The following is a 19,425-nucleotide window of genomic DNA, read 5'->3' on the forward strand; positions in this document are numbered from 1 at the left end:
CTGTTTTTTTGATGCTAAAGTATGAATGATCCAAGCAAACTTATTTTCTTTGGAATTTCCAGTGGCTTTACGGATTGGATTTGTATTTTTGCATGATTTGGTTTCGTTCGATGTACCGAATTTTGCCAAATTGTTTGGCTTTTGCTTCTAAAATTGGAAGGCCTGGGTCTTTTTCCAAAACGACTTTAAAACTCCGATCACGAATGATCAAAGGCTCTAGCGATATGATTCCAAATTCATCGAAGAGAGATCGAAGTTCCTCTAAAGGGACGTCTTCGTTTGTTGCGAAAAGATACTCTCCTGATTTATACATCTGTCGTTTTTCCGAAATTGTAGGAAGTGTTGGATTCGTTTTTTCCTTACTAAACAAAATACAGCTGGTCATGGCGATTGCCATAACCAAGCTGATTACAATTGTCTTATTGTAATTGAAGTGTAACACCAGTGACTTGCTTCAAATGTTTAAGGGAGTTATTGGCATTGATGGCTGTCCCATATTGAGTTGTGCCACTCAAAGCTGTTTCGGCAACACCACCTGCGATCAGTTTTGTGATCACGTCCTGATAGGTGAAACTCGGGTTATAAGAACGGATCAAAGCGGCAACACCAGCTACGTTAGGAGTTGCCATAGACGTTCCATTTAAATTGGTGTAAGCAGTTGTCGACGGAGCCCAAGTATACATAGAAATCTCTGTTACTAACGCTCCACCGTTGTTCACTGAACCATCTGAAGTAAATCTATACCCAACACTACAATTCGATTGCCCAATGCAAGCAGTTAAGATCGGTGACTCCGTACTAATAAAAGAATATTCCGCAGAATTTTTCCTACAAAATTTCGTCATGTAGGTACTTCGCAAACCATCTACAAGGGAAATCGCAGTTCCACTAGAAAATGGGTTACCTGATGTAGCAGAATGATACATCTCTGTATAATCATAACAATTCGCTGAATCATAACCTTCTCCATCGGAAATAAGTATTTGGTTAAGCTTGACATTTGTAGCATTACTATTAATCGAAAAATTTTTATAAACAGATCTGCTTGAATACGCGGGCATTGCGGTCGGGTTATTATACGGAAAAGTATAATTCCACCCAATCACAGAACAATCATTAGGCAAAAATAGTCCAGACAATGTTAAAGGAGTCCCATTTGCAGAAAATGAACAGGAGTGGTAACTCCACGGATTCCCACTTTCACTTAACCCACTAATCCAGTCATTTTCATAAGAAGTTTGAGTTTCCGCGACAGTAGACTCATCCCCATAACCACTATAGATATTGGTACCAGGTGCACCAAAGTCAACAGTTCGACTGGTAGATGTAGCATTGGAATCATAATTGGAAAAATTTGCGAGTGCATGCTTTTGGTCTAAAGCTGCGATACAAATTAAGTTAGCGTTAGTGTTCTCGCAAGGATAAGAATTCTGGCTAGTACCAGTCCCGTTTAAATTCGCGCCATCATTTCCTGCCGCGACCACAACAAGGACATCATTGGTCCTTGCAAATTCGATCGCATTAAATATGGCAGTACTAAAACTGGATCCGCCCAAACTCATATTGATAATTTTAGCCCCATTGCGAACGGCAAAATAAATTCCATTGGCAACGGAATCGTTTGTTCCACCACCCAATCCAAGCACTCGGACTGCCATGATTTTTGCAGATTGGCAAACTCCCGTTATACCAACTCCGTTATTGCCAACAGCGCCAATCGTCATTGCGACGTGTGTCCCATGCCCTTCTTCATCTCTTGGATTATTATCATTGTTGACAAAGTCGTATCCATGATTGGGACAACCACCACCGATTGCTGTTCCGTTTTGGTTTACGCAACCTGCAGACCCATCCCACATATTGCCCACGAGGTCCTCATGGTTGTATGTTACACCAGTATCAAGGACAGCAACAATGGCATTTGCTCCTGTACAACTCGTTGTAACGTCCCAGCCACCAAGAACATTCATGTCCTTCCCTGATGTACCAGGATTACTTGAGTTAGCTGTATAACTTGGAGAAGCAAGTGTTTGCCCAGTATTGCTAAGTCCCCATAATCTGGAAAATTGAGGATCGTTAGGTGCAGATGCCTGTTTATAATACAAATAACGAGGTTCAACCGTTTCAACATTCGGATCTTGTTTGATACGCCGCATTCCTTCTTCCATCGTTTCGGATTCCAGAAGTTTCGCAGTTGTAAAATGACCTTTTAAATTTAATCCGCCAGTAATCGTTGCTAATTTTGAAGTTTGGCGAAGTAACTCTGAGTCCGGAACATTTTTTTTGAATGTAATGACTACTTCACCCGGAAGGTATGGCAACTTTTTCGAGGATTTTGATTTTGCCCTAAGAGCTTCAATATCCAACTTCGATTCACCGAATTTCCATATAGGTTCTGAGACCAAAAGATGAGAAGAAACTAAAATAGTAATAACAGTGAAAGCTTTTAAAATAAATTTTTGATTTAATTTCATATAGGTTTTTCCTCTTCCTTTTATGTACTAGGTACTGTGACAGATACTTGGCTTGAGGGAGTACCACCAGTTGTATTGTATTTACCGTATGAATAAACTTTAAAGTACCAAGTTCCAAAAGTCGTAACAGTAATCACTTTCGAATTTGAAGTCGTACCACCTGCATTCGCTTGGTTTTCGCAGATGACAGTTGGTGGATTATGGCTAGGCGTGAATCCATTTGTTTGGCTATAACAGATCCGATACCCTCCATCCGTATCATTGGGTGCCTTTTCATTCGTAGCATTCCATGTCACAAGAACATCTGTGCCAGTTTTTCCAGTCCCAGTTACAGCTAAGTCCGCGCTCGAAGCCGATCCATTATTTCCATTGCTTGTTGCAATTCGCACCACTGCATTTTTAGCTCCCGATGTTGATGGTGTAAATTGAATCGTAAATGTACCGGAAGCACCAGCCGCTAGTGTCGCTCCTGTACTAAATGCACTTGTAGTAAATTGAGAAGTATCACCAGATTCTTTTGTAATCGTAATGCCAGTCATTGTCGCTGTTCCAGTATTGCTGATTGTCACGGTTTTTGCTGTGGAAGTTAATGTCGGCCATACGATTCCAAATGTTGGAATGGTTCCTCCACTCGTGTAATTCGTGGAATTATGTGAAATCGCTATTGTTGGAACGGGTTTAGGAGTTCCCGTTGCAGATGCCGTAAATAAGAAACTCAGGGCGCCATCATAGTTAACGGCAATACTAGAGTTTTGGGATCCCGTTGCTAACGGGGAAAATTGAATTGTGAATGTGGCAGTTGCATCTGGTGCGAGTGTCGCCGGAAATCCAGCCAAATTCACCACAAACCTTGCATTGCTTGATGTCACAGCTGGTGAATCCAAATTCGCAGTTAAACTTCCTGTGTTTTTAACGGTGAAAACAATTGCACTACCAACGGAATCCACTTCCACAGAACCCATACTATAACTTCCATTTGCTGATATTTGTGTTGAACCCACTGATACTGCTAAACGGGGAGTCGCAGCTTCCGCTGTTCCCGTTAAATTCATTTGAAATGAAGACACGGCAGGATCACTCGATTGGATTTTCAAAATAGCAGATTTAGACCCAATGGTTGTCGGTTTAAAATTAATCGTAAATGTAACTGATTGACCTGCGGCAAGAGTAGAACTGCTTGGTTGTGTGATCGTAAACTCAGACGCGTTCGTTCCCGATTTTTCAATGATATTTGGAGATCCTGGTAAGGTAATGGAGGCAGTTCCAGCATTCTTAATTGTGACCGTTCCTGTTTTTCCATCCGTAGTATTCACTGGTTCCGATCCAATGTCAATCGTTGCCCCACTTTCTCTCACTACACCAGAATACCATACTTCTAGTTTCGGTGCAGCGACATCCCCTCCTCCACCTCCACCAAAACCTAACAGAGCCAAGGCAGATCCACCGCCCCCTCCTCCGCCGCCAGGACAAGAAATCAATGTGAATAAGGAAATTAAGGGAATGAAAAGATTCTTTTTTTGCATGTATTTGGGACCAAAACTACTAATTTCGACCACTATGATTTCCCTAAACGAGTTTCGCAAGGAATCGTTAATCTACGAGAGGAAGTACAAACCGTTAGAAATGGTGCAAAGCCTATTTCAGAACGTTCTTTCTGGTTTGTACGAATATTTTTTCTTTGTATAAGAGAATCTTTTAAAAATCGAACATACGAATGGAAAAGATTTGTTTTTTGGACCGTTGCAAAACCTGTTTTGTAAAGGTTATCACTACACCAAACAAGTTAAGGTTTACATTCGTTTTCTCATATGGTAGTATACGATATGGTATATTATCTCATTCTCACAGCCATTCCCTTTGCGATTGTATCCGCATTTTGTATCCATTGGTTCACCATTAGCAACGAAGAAAATCCGGAAACACGATTGCAAATTTCCCGAGGGGTTTACCTCGGATTTTCCTTTCAGGTTCTTGTATTTGCTTGGTTGTTATTCCAGATGGGTCATGCTAAGTTTGTTTACCCATTATATGCCATAACATTCTCTATGTTAGGTGATTGGTTCAATTTACAATTCCCTCTAACAAAAAAATATATGAAAGACCCAGTTCTTGGTGGTATTTTTAGTTTTGCGATTGCACAAGTGTTTTTCATTTTGGCGCTACACCAGCTCATCACATGGAATGAATTGTATTCTGGAATCCAACCTTATCTGATTACAATTGTGTTACTTGTTTTACCTGCTCTGATTTTTTATTTCAGAGTTTACAATAAAGAAAGATCCAAATGGGTGATGGCTTCTGCCTTTATCTACGGATTGGTATTGTGTTTTTTTGTATCACTATGCATTAACGCCTATTTTTTGTATGGTGGTGTTTGGATCTATTTGGCAATTGGTGCACTATTTTTCTTATTGTCGGATGCGGTGATGGGAGAAACAACCATCAATGGAACAAGGCACCCAAAATGGGAATTCCAAGTCCCTTGGGTCACCTACCTCATTGCACAAAATTTACTTCTCATTGGATTTTTCCTTCTCTCTCATACAAGGATGATGGCCCACTAAAGGCGGAAGAGATCAAACGGTGTTTGTCTTTGCTTTCTCCCAAACGAGTAGGATTTCTTTTCGTTTGGGATCCCAACGGTAACCTCCGAAGAGTCCAGATGATTGGATCACCCTGTGGCAAGGGATAAGGAAAGCGATTGGATTTTTACCGATCGCTGAACCAACCGCTCTATTTGCGTTAGGTGCTCCAATGGTTTTTGATACGTCAGCATAGTTTCTGACTTCCCCCATTGGGATTTGTAAGAGGGATTGCCACACCTTCAATTGGAAAGGAGTTCCCAGCGGAGACAATCGAATCGGTTTGTTAGGTGGTATAAAATGATAAAGATACTCTTTTACCGTTTCGTGGATGTCCCGATCCCCATTACACTCGTTCCAATCTGCATTTGGAAATTCATCTTTAAGAGACTCGAGTAAATTCAATTTTCCTTCAGGTGACGAAACAAACTGAAGGGATTGAACCCCTACTTCAGATGATACAATTAACATCTCCCCAAATATCGTTTGGAGCATTTCGTAATATAAGGAAAGCCCTTTCCCACCAGATTTGTACGCACCAGGTGTCATCCCTTCGCATTTGAGGAACAAATCATGTAACCTTCCCGCACTTGATAAGCCTAAATCAAAACTTGTATTTAGGATTGGACTCTCTTTTAAAATTCGCTTAGCATGTGTTATGGTAACAGAGGCCAGAAATTGTTTGGGTGAAACACCCACATAAGACAAAAACAATTTTTGGAAGTGGGAGGGACTTAGTCCTGAATGACTTGCTAAAGTTTCCAAATTGGGTTGGGTTTCGTAGTGACTGACGATGTATTCAATGGAGTTTTGGATGAGTTTGTATTGTTTTTCTTGGGAAACCACATTTGGATTTTAATCCCAAAATGGTTGGGAGGAAACCCGATTCTTGCGATTTTTAGAAAAAAATACATTTTGTTTGCATTTTTTACTGGGATTCAAAAGTATTTTTTTATCCCTATTGTGAATTCTAACGAATCAAAATTCCCTGTTCTTACCGCCTTACAGGCGATATCCGATTCCATTCAAAACTTCCCTATCAGTATTTTGGACGCACCTCCGGGATCAGGCAAAACCACTGCCCTACCCCTCGCATTATTAAAAATGGGAATTGGGAACGGTAAAAAAATTTGTATCTTAGAACCACGGCGGATTGCCGCAAAAAATGCAGCCAAACGCATCAGTGATTCGATTGGAGAAGACGTTGGTCAAACAGTAGGATACCGTGTGCGTTTTGATTCCAAAACCAGTAAAAATACAAAAATTGAATTTGTGACAGATGGTATCCTAACCAAGTATTTATTATCCGATCCAGAACTTTCTGAATATGGACTACTTGTATTTGATGAGTTTCATGAAAGGAGGTTAGAATCGGATCTCTGTTTTGCACTCGCAAGGAAGTCACAAGAAATATTTCGTAATGATTTAAAAATCCTGATCATGTCCGCAACACTAGAAGGACAAAACTTTTCAAAAATTGGGATCCATAATCCTCCCATCGAAGTGATCACAGAAACATTCCCCCTTGAAATTTTTTATATGGGAGAATCGAATCATAATTCGCAAAAAAGGTTACTGGACCTCATCCCAAAAGCAGTGGAACAAACGTCAGGTGACATTTTAGTTTTTTTATCTGGGAAAAAAGAAATTATAGATCTAAAAATGGCTTTGGAATCGAATCCGATCTGCCAATCCCAAACCTCCATATTCCCATTGTTTGGTGATATGAGTTTACAAGACCAAGAAAAAGTTTTCCTACCTCTAAAAGACGGGAAAAAGAAAATCGTGCTTTCTACCAATATCGCAGAATCTTCTGTCACCATCCCTGGGGTTCGGGTTGTCTTTGATACTGGTTTTTTCAAACATTCAGTGTTTGATCCAGAATCGGGGATCCAACACTTGATAAAAGACCGCATTAGTTTGAGTAGCGCCAAACAAAGAGCAGGTCGTGCGGCAAGAGAAGGCAATGGTTATGTCTATCGACTTTGGTCGAAAGAAGAAGAATCTAGTTTTTATGATCGTACAAAACCAGAAATTCTGGAAGGAGATTTAGATCGTTTGATTTTGGAAGTGAAGTCCTTTGGAGAAGGCATTGACTCTCTTCCTTTCCTCGATCCACCAAACAAAGGTTCCCTGTTATTATCCATGGAACGGTTGAAACGACTTGGTTGTTTGGATGGCAATCTCAACCTAACCCCAATTGGCAAAGAATCCTTGTTGTATCCTTTACCCATTCGTTTGGGGAGGATCTTAAGTTCTTTACCAAAAACAATGGAATACGAATTAGAAGGCATTGTATCGATTCTTGAAAATGAATCATCGGGAAAAGAGGCAAAAGATTTTTCACAAAGGAGTAGTTCCAACCAAACCCGAAACAGTCCAGAATTAAAACAGATCTACAAACAGATTTTAGGTATTTTCCAAGGGAAAAAGGAAGGAGTTGAAAGGGTAGAGGAAGGGCAAACCCAAAACTTTCAGTTTTACCTTTGCAAAGGTTACCCTGACAGAATCGCCAAACGAAAAGCAGATGGGAGTGATTACAAACTTTCTAATGGGAAAATAGGAGTTCTCAGTACGAATTTACTGAACTTACCTGATCATTTGATTGCAATCGACACAATTTCTTTTGGGCAAACCATTTATATCACCCAATACTTGCCTATCTCTTTGGAAATCATAAACGAAAGCCTTGGCGACCAATTGGATACCGTACAATTGCCGGAAATTCGAACCACCCAAAAAGGGGAATCTTATTTAGTTGTTAGAGAAGAACGGAAGTTAGGTGAACTTACCTTAGAATCCAAAGAACTAACAAAACCAGATCCTCTAGCCCTCCAAAACGCTTTGGAAAACTATTTACTCTCTCTGGATTGGGAATCAGAATGGAAACAGAGAGGCGAACTTCAGTCCTTATACGAACGAGTTCGATTTTTGGTGCAAAACCAAATATTGGATCTGAAAGTTTCCTTTGATGAGTTAAAACATTCTGCCAAGGAATGGTTATTTCCTTTTATCAATTGGGAAATAAATAAAATTGCTTTGGACCGAATTCCCTATTATGAAGCATTTAAAGCTTATCTAGGTTACGAAAACGAATCCATTCTAAACAAAGAAGCCCCAACTTCGTTACTTGTGCCCTCTGGCTCCAAGATTTCCATCCATTATTCAGGGAACGAACCTGAGTTACACGTCAAATTACAAGAGTTATTTGGTCTAAAACAACTCCCGAGGCTTGCCAAAGGGAAGGTAAATATAGTAATCCACTTGTTATCACCTGCAAGAAGGCCAGTGCAAATCACAAAAGATTTAGAAAGTTTTTGGAATTATGGATACCACGAAGTGAAAAAGGAATTAAAAGGTAGGTATCCCAAACACCCTTGGCCTGACAAACCCTGGGAGGCAGTAGCAACAAAACATTTGAATCACAACAAACGTTCGTAAGCTGAGACCCAACCCTTTTGGTTCACAAAAAATTTGACCTGGCAATTGGGGCAGAGATGGTCTCCCATTTGTTTGAACCTGAGTTTGGTTTGGCACTCCGGACAATGGATGGTTTTGCCTTCTTTCGAATTTGGGTGGAGTTCATTGGCAGGGGAATCACCGATATAAAACGATTCTAAATAATGGATGCATTCAGCTTCTGTGTTGAAAAACGAAAGGGTTTGTGATTCCAATCCAGGAATTTCTGTTTTCAAACCAAATCCAGCCAGTTTGGAACCTGTCTCCTTACACCTGACTGCCATTTTTTTGAGAAATTCCGAGCCCACTTCCGTGACTTCGTTCACCTCGCTAAAATCAAGGCAAAAAAGTGATGGAGAAAGGGTTTCTTCCTTTAGTTTCAAATAAAGTTCCGAGCCAATTTCTGCGGAAAATTTCCCAGCTAGGCGGAAAAGAAGTGATTTCAAACAGGTTTTTCCTCTTTTCTATTCTTCGGAAAAGATTCTGTATTTACAAGGAATTTTGTTCCAAATACCTTTATTTATCAGATATGAAATCGATTCCAAGACGATACTGGGTTTTTCCTGTCGACATCCTCTTTATGTTTTTGTCCTATTTTCTCGCACACCTTGTGCGCTTCGAAAACATAAGTTTCTTAGACAACTATCCCGATTTTTGGATTTGTGCCACCCTAGTGGTGGTCACGCGAAGTGTGGTCTTTTTATTTTCAGGAATTTACCGCTCATTATGGTCATATGCATCCCTACATGACCTGCTCGCTATCATCAAAGCAACCATCCTTTCCTCTCTTGTTTCAACCCTTGCCCTACTCTTTTACAATCGCTTCTACCAACTCTCGCGGATGGTTCCCATCCTTGATACCCTCATCTTACTTGGGTTTTTGTGCCTACGGAGTTTGAGTTGGAGGATGATCCGAGAACAAATTTTTAGTTCTGATAAAATCCGCAAAGGGATCCCCATCCTCATCGTAGGTGCGGGGAAATTGGGTAGCTCTTTTTTAACTGAAATTAGGCGAAATATCAATTTAGAGTATCTGCCCGTAGGATTTTTGGATGATAATGCCGCCAAAAAAGGGGGTTACATCCAAGGGGTTCCTATCCTTGGGACAACAGATGACATCGGTAAGGTGCTAACACGTTTTGGAATCAAAAAAGTGATCATGACTGTCCCCCAACCTGACGGGCGTGTTGTGAGCAAACTCATGAAAGAATGTGATGGCGCAGGTGTTGAATTTAAAATTTTACCAACGTTTGGCGAATACCTAGCAGGAAAACCAAATATCACACAACTGAGGGAAGTCCAAGTGGAAGACTTACTTGGCAGGCCCACAGTTAATTTAGAAATTGAATCCATCAGGTCCTACTTAGAAAAAAAGGTGATCCTAGTCACAGGTGCCGGTGGATCCATTGGATCTGAAATTTGCCGGCAAGTGGCTCTCTTCAAACCAAGTGTTCTCGTCATTTTGGATGCCGCCGAAACCCCGTTATACGAAATTGACTACGAACTAAGGAAAAACTATTCAGAGTTTAATATTGATATCCGTCCTGTAGTGGCAGATGTTAAAAATTTATCGAGGATCTCAGCTGTATTTGAAGAACATAGACCAGCTGTCGTTTTCCATTCCGCTGCGTACAAACACGTTCCGATGATGGAAATCAACCCATCAGAAGCCATCCTGAATAATGTGATGGGAACCAAAAATGTGGCGGATGTATGCCGTCTCATTGGTGTAGAACGATTTGTCCTCATTTCAACAGACAAAGCAGTAAACCCCGTCAATATTATGGGTGCATCCAAACGAGCAGCTGAGATTTATTTGCAACATATCTCCCAAAATTCAAGAACCAAATTCATCACTGTGCGATTTGGAAACGTTTTAGGATCCAATGGAAGTGTCATCCCAAGATTTCGAGAACAAATCAAACGTGGTGGTCCAGTCACCGTCACCCACCCTGAAGTGATTCGCTACTTTATGACAATACCTGAGGCCACCCAACTTGTTTTACAGGCAGGCAGTATGGGAGAACATGGGGAGATCTTTTTACTCGATATGGGGGAACCTGTTCGTATCCTATCGCTTGCAGAAGAAATGATTCGTTTGTCAGGTTATACACCTTACAAAGATATCAATATTGAATTTTCAGGACTAAGACCCGGGGAAAAACTGTACGAAGAACTTCTGTTAAATGCAGAAGGAATCAAAAAAACCCACCATCCAAAAATTCGAATCGCTGCTCCACTAGATCATTATAATTTATTACTTTTCCAAAACAAACTCAATCGATTGTTTTCTTTGGCAAAAGCCAACAAAAATAGAGAGATTTTCCTTGGGTTAAAAGACATCATTCCAGAATACAAAATTCATGATGAATACATCGAATGGGAAACATCACACGGTAAAAGGAATTTATGAGCGAAAACCTCACGCAGGAAGAAATCACAACATTACGTGAGTTCAAAAGGGATTTATTCAATTTATATTGGGAACGATTTGGTGTTTTTTACATCCATGTAATGCCCCATCCAAAATTGGAAATTGGCAAACGAGGACTTTTAAATGCCGAAAAAGAATCTGGCATTGTACTCGTGTTTGGTGACAAAGCCGTAAAAGTTTTAGATAGCAAACCTGATTATTTATTTGCCGAATTACAATTTGGATCTACTTGGGAACCAACAATGATCCCTTGGGATGCAGTGTTTCGTATTTACGATAAATTCCAAAATTCTGCCTCTCAACTTCGATTTTTACAAATCGAAACAAGTGGAAATGCAGACGAACCCCAAACAAAACCTAAATCTGCCAAACCAGAAGTGACAGGTGAGGGAAATGTGATTCGCGTAGATTTTGGAGGCAAAAGAAGCGAATGAATTTTTTTACCATCACTCGAGGTGACCTAGACGGATTTTTTGGACTCATGGTCGACAACCTCATCCAATTACTGGTACTCTCTGCCCTATGTATGGGAGTTTGTGGTTTTCCATTGGAATTCATCACCTCAGTGGTGTTACCTGGTGCGGCAGTTTCCTTACTTGTAGGGAACGTATTTTATGCTTGGCAAGCTTGGAAATTGGGACAAAGAACCAATCGAAGTGACGTCACTGCCATCCCCTATGGAATCAATACCGTTTCCCTTTTTGCGTTTATCTTTTTTGTGATGTTTCCTACCTACCAAGCAACTGGTGATTACAAAGAAGCTTGGAAAGCAGGCCTTCTTGTATCTTTTGCTTCAGGCCTTATCGAAGTAATTGGTTCTTTTCTTGCAGCCCACATTCGTAAGTACACACCCAGAGCGGCTTTACTTTCTGCATTGGCTGGCATTGCACTTACGTTTATTTCCATGGATTTTTTACTCAAAACTTTTGAAAGGCCACTCATCGCCTTTATCCCATTAGGTGTCATCCTTTTGCAATATTTTGGGAAGGTTCGTTTTCCATTTGGAATCCCTGGTGGATTTTTATCGGTTTTAGTGGGAGTTTTGCTTTCGTATCTTTCTGGATTTTGGGGAGACCCTGTTTACAAGGAAGGAGCAATTCAAAACGGACTTTCTAATTTAGGTTTTTATTTCCCACAACTTTCTATACTCCCTTTAATTGATACTCTGAATTACGCTAATTTACAGGCTTACTTCTCCATTATTTTGCCAATGGGAATTTTTAATGTCATTGGTTCTTTACAAAACATAGAATCCGCGGAAGCATCGGGGGATAGTTTTGATACCAAAACATCTTTACTTGTGAATGGAGTGGGGACTCTTGCAGGAACTGCTTTCGGTTCACCATTCCCAACAACCATATATATCGGTCACCCCGGATGGAAAGCGTTAGGTGCCAAACATAGTTATTCGATGTTATCTGGTGTTTTTATGACGATTGTGAGTTTATTTGGACTTATGGGTCTTATCCAAGCGCTTATCCCTGTGGAAGCAGGTATGGCCATTGTCCTTTGGATTGGGATCATCATCACAAGCCAAGCCTTCCAAGCCATTCCCAAACACCACTCCCCTGCAGTCGTTGTGGGATTATTGCCAGCCTTTGCGGGATGGGCAGTGCTTATCATTCAAAACGTGTTTTTATTTTTGGATGGAAAACTTCAAGGCATATTACAAGAATTAGGCGCAGGTAAAGAAATCCATTTTTCCTTATCAGAGATTCCCTCTCACATGCCGTTTTTACCTTACGCGTTGGGAGGAGTATTATCCCTTTCTCAAGGTTTTCTCATCACATCAATGATTTGGGCGGCGATGGTGGTTTTCATTTTAGAACGAGAATGGTGGAAAGCAAGCCTCTGGGCAGTGATTGCCGCCGTTTTGTCGATGGTCGGCTGGATCCACGCCTACGAACTAAAAGGAAATGCGATTTTGAATCGATTCACAGAAATTGCCAATTGGGATTTTCCAATCGCCTACCTTTCGCTTGCGACCTTATTTTTGTTAGTGAAGTTCCTTGGCTCGAAAGAAAAAGCGGATTCCTTCGACCATTAAATTGCTTGTAATCTTTTGCAAAAGGACTTACAGTTTCAGTCTAATGAATAGGTTCCTTCTTGGACCTTAAGGAGAACAATTTCCTATGACTTGGATCAAACGAATCGGTTTTTTCCTGTTAACTAACATATTGATTATGACTACAATTTCCATCGTCACCACCCTTATGGGATCGATGGGATTTAGCATCCGAGCCTTTGGTTTGGACCTAACGCAACTCATTGTTTTCTGTTTGATGTGGGGTATGGCGGGATCTTTTATTTCCCTCTTACTTTCCAAAATGATGGCGAAGTGGACGATGGGAGTGAAAATCATCGATCCCAAACAAGCTTCCTCTCACGAAATGGAAATCTATCGTCGCGTTCAATCCCTCGCACAGAGGGCACACCTACCTATGCCTGAGGTGGGAATTTACGAATCCCCAGAAGTAAACGCATTTGCGACAGGACCAAGTAAGTCCAGCGCACTGGTTGCCGTTTCTACTGGCCTTCTCAATCGGATGAACACACAAGAACTAGAAGGTGTACTCGCTCACGAATTGTCTCACATTGCCAATGGTGATATGGTAACCCTTACCCTCATCCAAGGTGTTGTGAACTCGTTTGCAATGTTCATCTCTCGTATCATCGCCTATGTTGCGGCAAACGCTGTGAAAGAAGAGATGGCACAGATCGTTCGCATTGCTGTGACCATCTTACTTGACATCGTGTTCTCCATCCTTGGTTCTATGGCTGTGGCTTATTTCTCCCGCCAAAGGGAGTTTAGAGCCGATGCTGGTGGTGCCAAACTTGCGGGAAGAGAGTCCATGATCTCGGCTCTTGAATCACTCAGACAAATGGTAGAGATGCCAGAAGATCCAAGAGGAGAAGCACTTGCATCCTTTAAGATCTCTTCCAAAAAAGGGGGATTCTTATCTCTTTTTGCCACACACCCGGCATTGGAAGAACGCATCTTGGCCCTCAAACAAATGAGATAATCATTCTAGAATTCGATCGAATGGTTAGAAAGGTCGGCATCTGCCGGCCTTTTTTTATTGCAAGACCCTAGACTTCCTAGGTTTCATCCTTTTATGTCCATTGTTAAATCTAAGATACGAACCATTCCTGATTATCCGAAACCAGGAATTTTGTTTCGAGACATCACTTCCCTTCTCATCGACCCAGAAGGTTTCCAACTCACCATTGGGATGTTCGTAGAACGCTACCAAAATGCAAAATTAAATAAAATTGCCGCGATTGATGCGAGAGGTTTCATCCCAGGAGCAGCTCTGGCTTTCCAATTGGGAGTTGGTTTTGTTCCCATCCGAAAAAAAGGAAAACTCCCAGGCAATACCATTTCTGAATCCTATGCATTAGAATACGGTGTTGACCACGTTGAGATCCACACCGATGCGATTGTTCCAGGAGACCGAGTTCTCATTATGGATGATCTCATCGCAACAGGTGGGACTTTGGAAGCATCCATCAAACTCATCCAAAATTTGAAAGGCCAAATCCATGAGTGTTCAACGATTATCAACTTACCTGATTTAGGTGGAGCGAAACGGATCAAAGATACGTATGGAATTGATGTGTTTTCTATTTGTGAATTTGAAGGGCATTAAAACCTAAATTTAAAATTACGATAACAAAAAGTTCCGGTTAAACATGGGTTTTCCAATCGGAACTTTTTGTTTTGTCCACACGGATATTCACTTCGTTTCCTAAAAAATTCCATCGAACCAAAAATAATTTTTTTAAGATGTGAATTCCCCTACCACCCGTCACAAGTTTTCGATCCGAATCAATTGGACTCGGAACTAGTCTTGGATTAAAACCTTTTCCACTATCAATCACAAATACATCAATGTATTTAGCCGATTCAAACACATGGACAGTGATGATATCGTCTTCTCTTTTCCCACCATGTTCTAAGGCATTGTCCAAAGTTTCATCTACAAGGATTTGGAACCAAAAACTATCCATTGTATGGCGCCAATTTTGTTTATCATATAATGTCCAAAGTTTTTCTTTGATGATCCTTGAATTCGCACGATTTGCAGGTATTTTCTCTTCAAAAATTTGTTTGGATCTTTCAAATAAAAAAGAGAAAGGATGTGTGAGGTAATCTTTTGTAAACGAGTAATGGAATAAAAATACAACGAAACAAGTGATAAACAATAAGTTCATAAAAAAGAAAAAATGTAAAAAGTAGGAAGTTGTTGTGGGAATACTTTTAGGGAAAATGCAAATGATCAAAAAACTAAAACAGGTAAAAATTGCAGCGTAATAAATGTATTCCATAAACTTTTGGATTGCAGGAAAATTGAATCGAAGTTTGGAAGTGATCAAATAAGAAAAAACAAAAAAAGTAAGGATATAATAGGAATTATAGTAGTATTTGAGTAAAATCAAACTTGCTTCTGGGTAAACATCATTTAAAAGTCCCAAATCAACTAACAATAACATGATGCCCATTCCAAAAACAAAGGATGAAACGATGAGGAGTTTTGGGAAGTTCCGAAAAAAAGTTGGGAAATGTAATCCAAAAAAAATCAATACAAACGAGAAAAAAACCAAATACGTAGAAATGATATGAGGGTGGTTGAGGATTTGGTTTTTTAAAATCAAACTATCAATTAAGATTGTGAAATCACCGATACAGAAAAAACCAGCAAGGACTGAAAAACTTGTTTTCATTCCAGTGCGAGGGTTCTTTCTAAAGGAAACGATGCCAGTGATCAAAGAAAAAAAGGCAACCGATCCGAATAAAATGGATTCAAAAAAACTCATGCAGAATCAAAAAAAAAGACTAATGACCCCAATTCCCTTTGCGAGTACTATTTTATTTTTTCTGATTTTATTCAACATTCCTATTTCTGCAGATCCCCACTCACAATCCATTGACGAATTGAAGAAATCTGTAGTCCAAATCCGAGTATTTTCGCAAACAAAAGACCCCTACTCCCCTTGGATGTCTTCCGGAATTTCAGCTTCAACAGGCTCCGGGTTTATCATATCAAAAAATCGAATTTTGACAAATGCCCATGTTGTTTCCAATGCGAAGTTCATGGAAGTGCAGAGATACAATCAAACCGAATGGTACGAGCTGAAGGTATTGTACATTGCACATGATTGTGATTTGGCAATTTTGGAAGTTCCCGATGAAAATTTTTATAAAAATAGCATCCAGCTTGAGTTAGGTGGAATACCTGACTTAGCAAGTCCTGTTGATATCATTGGATATCCTATTGGTGGGAGTAGAATCTCCGTTAGCCGAGGAATCGTCTCAAGGATCGAACAATCCACTTATGCACATACAGGGATCGATAGCCATTTAGTTGTTCAAGTGGATGCTGCCATTAACCCAGGGAATTCAGGTGGGCCAGCACTCCAAGATGGCAAAGTTGTTGGCGTCGCATTCCAAGCTTCCACTAAGGGAGAAAACATTGGGTACATCATCCCAACTAATGTCATCCAACATTTTTTAAAAGATATAGAAGATGGAGTTTACCATGGTTATGTGGAACTTGGAATCCAAACTCAAAATTCATTTTCAGAAACACATAGGAAGTTTTATGGCATACCAACATCAGAGGAAGGTGTATTTGTCACAAGAGTTTTCAAACAAGGATCGGCAGAAGGATTTTTATTTCCGGGAGATTACTTAACGGCAATCGACGGACGTAAAATTGGAAGGAATGGGAATTTAATCGAAACAAATTCCATCGATTTTTTAGAAGTGATTGATAACAAGTTTGCAGGTGAAGAAATCCAATTTGATTTGATACGAGATAAGAAAAAAATCCAAGTGCGTTTCCCTGCCAAAAAAATGGCACTTATGGAAAATCAAAGAGCAAGTTATGGTAAAGAATACGATTATTTATTATTAGGTGGTCTTCTTTTCCAAACAGTAACCCGCGATTTGTTAGAGGCATGGAGTAAAACAGGCCAAACCCAGGGTGGGAGTTTACTCGTCTATCGATTTTATGAAGCCTATCCATTAAGTGAAGGTGATAACGAAGATGTTGTATTCTATCGAAAATTACCCCATCCGATCAATTCACATACTGATTTTTATTTGAATATGGTTGTGGAAACGTTTAATGGTATTAAAGTAAAAAATCTAAACCATTTAAAAGAACTGTACCATAACTCAAAAGAGAAAACAATCAAAATCCAATTTTACGGGATACAAGTTCCTCTGCTCTTAGACAGAGACGAAACAGAAAAAGTAAATAGCGAAATCAAACGCTCCTATCATATAACAGGAAACAAATGAAATTACCAAATCTATTTTTTACATGTTTATTCATTTCATTACTTAGCCTTTTTCAATTGCATGGGAAGTCAATTCCAGTTGGGAATAACGATGCATCTATTTTGCAAATTAAGGTCACGGTATTATATCCAAATATGATCCAACCTTGGCGATATAAAAACCCGGAGATACGACAATCCACGGGAATTTACATTGGCGAAAACCGCCTTTTGGTTCCAGCACAAGCCATATACTTTTATACCAATATCGAAGTAAAAAAACCGGATGCCCTAAAGGTGTATACTGCTGAATTGGAAAGGTTAGACGCTGATTTAGGACTTGCCATTTTAAAGTTAGATGACCCGAGTTTCCAAAAAGATTTAAAACCAGTTCAGTTTCCAAACGAAGTTTTTGTTCCTGGCACAGGCCTTGTTATGGAAAGTAAAGACCAACGGAACTTAGAAGAAAAAAAAATTAGAATGATCCGACTGGATATCGATTCGTATGCGAGTGGTTATGTGGAATTACCTTTCATCGAAATCCAATCCGAGGAAAAGTTGGATGGGATTGGAGAATTAGTTGTGGATGTGACCTCCAGAATTCCACAAGGAATTTTATACCAGTTCAAAGAAAATGGATTGGGGAAGATGATCCCCTCTTTTGCCATCAAACATTTTATTGAAGGAAAATCATTCCCCTTCAAAGGATTCCGATTCAAACCGCTTCCCGATGTGGCTTCCCGAAATTACTTTGGACTCAGAAAAGACGATTTAGGAGTGTTAGTTGCAGAAATTTACCCAAACTCTTCAGCCTCAGGGATTTTAGAATTGGAGGATGTGATTTTGGAAGTATCAAATTATAAAATTGATCCAAAAGGATATTTTGACCATCCTAAATTTGGAAAACTTAATTTATCCTATCTATTCCATAATACCTATGATTCAGAATCAGCCTTTGGTAAAAAAATAAAACTCAAAGTATTACGAAAGAAAAAACCAATCCAACTGGAATTAGAAACAAAACCATTAAATGAATCTGACATTCGTATCCCACATGGGAATACGAGATTCCAAACTCCTAAATACTTAATGTTAGCTGGCATTGTATTTTTAGAACTATCGGAGCAATACCTTACAGAACACGGGAACCAATGGCGAAACCGCGTGAGTAAAGAATTATTATATTTAAATGATTTTTACCGAATCAAACGAAACCCAAAAGAAGGGAAAATTGTATTTTTATCACAAGTATTCCCACTATCAGGGAATAAGGCGTATCATACAACCCACCAAGTAATCTTAAAATCTGTGAATGGAAAAGAAATTTCTTCCCTTGAGGATCTCAAACAAATTGTAAACCAATCCGATTCTCCATTCATAAGATTCGTATTAGGTGATGGTTACGAACTCATTTTCAAAAAAGATGAAATCCGAAGCCTAAATGAAGAAGCCAAAAAGAATTTTCAAATCCAACAGGATTTCAATTTCTAAAAGCCAACTTGGTAATTCATTTGTTTTGAAATGAATAAAACTTTTATAAGAAATAAAAACAAAATGAGGATGGTGACCAAGATGTATTCTTGTTTGCGAATGGTCTTATCTTCATTCATAAGTAAAAGTAAAATTGGGATGCTAAGTGTGAACATCCTCGATACGTTTTCATAAACAGACCAAAAATGATAATACCCAGCTGTGCCTACCATAAAGAGGACCAATAAAAACGAAATTCTAAACTCCCAACCTTTTTTTAGTTTTCCAGTGAAGGGCAAAAATACTCCCAAAAAAAACAAAACCACTAAAGGGAATCGACTCAAAAGCCGTGCAAGTTCCTTTACGTTACTACCAGCCGCCAATTGGCTCCAAATGGACCCCATACAGCAAATCAGTCCTCCAAACGGGAGGATAAAGCCTGTTAGCCGGCCTGGCCTCCAATTAGGAAAACGATACGATAAATACAAATGCCAACACACGGGGATCACCAAAACTGATCCTACCACAATCATTTTTTTCCAATCTTTTCGAAATAAGGCAGCCAAGCCAAGAGGGAATAACAAAAATAGTGCCGGTTCTTTTGTGAGGATGGCCAAACTAGATAATAAAACAAATAATAAGTATTTTTCTTTTACATAAAAATAATATGCAATGATTAGGATGGAAACCATAACGGAATCACTAACCAATACATAATAAC

General features: G+C 39.6%; 15 protein-coding genes and 1 pseudogene. 9 read left to right on the plus strand and 7 right to left on the minus strand.

The window, feature by feature from the left end; genetic code table 11:
• Positions 1-67: 67 nt before the first annotated feature.
• The 3 genes from EHQ62_RS15140 to EHQ62_RS15150 are packed head-to-tail and all read right to left on the minus strand — an operon-like array spanning position 68 to position 4,030.
• Positions 68-397, minus strand: coding sequence for a hypothetical protein (locus EHQ62_RS15140; protein WP_244241801.1), 330 nt, complete (start codon positions 395-397; stop codon positions 68-70).
• A gap of 22 nt (positions 398-419) precedes the next feature.
• Complete coding sequence (locus tag EHQ62_RS15145) at positions 420-2,474, minus strand: S8 family serine peptidase (RefSeq protein ID WP_135644339.1); 2,055 nt, start codon at positions 2,472-2,474, stop codon at positions 420-422.
• A 20-nt stretch (positions 2,475-2,494) separates the two neighbouring features.
• The gene (locus tag EHQ62_RS15150; RefSeq protein ID WP_135644345.1) at positions 2,495-4,030 is read right to left on the minus strand and encodes a choice-of-anchor D domain-containing protein; all 1,536 of its coding nucleotides are present in this window, start codon (positions 4,028-4,030) and stop codon (positions 2,495-2,497) included.
• A 267-nt stretch (positions 4,031-4,297) separates the two neighbouring features.
• Between EHQ62_RS15150 and EHQ62_RS15155 the strand changes: the two genes are divergently transcribed.
• On the plus strand, positions 4,298-5,038 hold the full coding sequence (locus EHQ62_RS15155) for a lysoplasmalogenase (protein ID WP_244241802.1): 741 nt from the start codon (positions 4,298-4,300) through the stop codon (positions 5,036-5,038).
• Positions 5,039-5,050: 12 nt separating this feature from the next.
• On the opposite strand, the gene EHQ62_RS15160 is transcribed toward EHQ62_RS15155, so the two are convergent.
• Complete coding sequence (locus EHQ62_RS15160) at positions 5,051-5,902, minus strand: methylated-DNA--[protein]-cysteine S-methyltransferase (protein ID WP_135644354.1); 852 nt, start codon at positions 5,900-5,902, stop codon at positions 5,051-5,053.
• A gap of 69 nt (positions 5,903-5,971) precedes the next feature.
• Here EHQ62_RS15160 and hrpB point away from each other — a divergent pair, with 69 nt between their 5' ends.
• The gene (gene hrpB / locus EHQ62_RS15165; protein ID WP_244241803.1) at positions 5,972-8,497 is read left to right on the plus strand and encodes an ATP-dependent helicase HrpB; all 2,526 of its coding nucleotides are present in this window, start codon (positions 5,972-5,974) and stop codon (positions 8,495-8,497) included.
• Here the strand turns inward: hrpB and EHQ62_RS15170 are convergent.
• A complete protein-coding gene (locus EHQ62_RS15170) occupies positions 8,479-8,961 on the minus strand; it encodes a hypothetical protein (protein WP_135644356.1) in 483 nt (160 codons plus the stop codon). The two genes, hrpB and EHQ62_RS15170, sit on opposite strands and share 19 nt — an antisense overlap.
• An 83-nt stretch (positions 8,962-9,044) precedes the next feature.
• Here EHQ62_RS15170 and EHQ62_RS15175 point away from each other — a divergent pair, with 83 nt between their 5' ends.
• From EHQ62_RS15175 to EHQ62_RS15195, 5 genes are all read left to right on the plus strand, one after another.
• Entirely contained in the window at positions 9,045-10,928 is a 1,884-nt protein-coding gene (locus EHQ62_RS15175) for a polysaccharide biosynthesis protein (RefSeq protein ID WP_208720708.1), read from the plus strand.
• The gene (locus EHQ62_RS15180) at positions 10,925-11,383 is read left to right on the plus strand and encodes a ClpXP protease specificity-enhancing factor SspB (RefSeq protein WP_135644358.1); all 459 of its coding nucleotides are present in this window, start codon (positions 10,925-10,927) and stop codon (positions 11,381-11,383) included. The genes EHQ62_RS15175 and EHQ62_RS15180 overlap by 4 nt, the downstream gene beginning before the upstream one ends.
• The gene (locus EHQ62_RS15185; RefSeq protein WP_135644360.1) at positions 11,380-12,996 is read left to right on the plus strand and encodes an NCS2 family permease; all 1,617 of its coding nucleotides are present in this window, start codon (positions 11,380-11,382) and stop codon (positions 12,994-12,996) included. Before EHQ62_RS15180 ends, EHQ62_RS15185 begins: the two co-directional genes overlap by 4 nt.
• Before the next feature lie 85 nt (positions 12,997-13,081).
• Entirely contained in the window at positions 13,082-13,972 is an 891-nt protein-coding gene (gene htpX, locus EHQ62_RS15190) for a protease HtpX (RefSeq protein ID WP_135644362.1), read from the plus strand.
• 93 nt (positions 13,973-14,065) lie between these two features.
• A complete protein-coding gene (locus EHQ62_RS15195; protein WP_015679465.1) occupies positions 14,066-14,599 on the plus strand; it encodes an adenine phosphoribosyltransferase in 534 nt (177 codons plus the stop codon).
• A 37-nt stretch (positions 14,600-14,636) separates the two neighbouring features.
• On the opposite strand, the gene EHQ62_RS15200 is transcribed toward EHQ62_RS15195, so the two are convergent.
• Positions 14,637-15,674, minus strand: a complete 1,038-nt coding sequence (locus EHQ62_RS15200; protein WP_135644364.1) for an ATP-binding protein — start codon at positions 15,672-15,674, stop codon at positions 14,637-14,639.
• Between the two features lie 91 nt (positions 15,675-15,765).
• On the opposite strand from EHQ62_RS15200, the gene EHQ62_RS15205 reads away from it, so the two are divergent.
• Positions 15,766-17,256, plus strand: coding sequence for a S1C family serine protease (locus EHQ62_RS15205; protein ID WP_425269544.1), 1,491 nt, complete (start codon positions 15,766-15,768; stop codon positions 17,254-17,256).
• Positions 17,253-18,725: a PDZ domain-containing protein gene (locus EHQ62_RS15210; protein WP_135644368.1), complete on the plus strand. Its 1,473-nt coding sequence runs from the start codon at positions 17,253-17,255 to the stop codon at positions 18,723-18,725. The genes EHQ62_RS15205 and EHQ62_RS15210 overlap by 4 nt, the downstream gene beginning before the upstream one ends.
• Here EHQ62_RS15210 and EHQ62_RS15215 read toward each other — a convergent pair.
• Positions 18,722-19,425, minus strand: a pseudogene (locus EHQ62_RS15215) (AZOBR_p60025 family cell surface glycopolymer formation protein); the annotation flags it as partial. The gene EHQ62_RS15210 and the pseudogene EHQ62_RS15215 sit on opposite strands and share 4 nt — an antisense overlap.

Source organism: Leptospira jelokensis, from assembly GCF_004769635.1.
Taxonomy (GTDB): Bacteria; Spirochaetota; Leptospiria; order Leptospirales; family Leptospiraceae; genus Leptospira_A; species Leptospira_A jelokensis.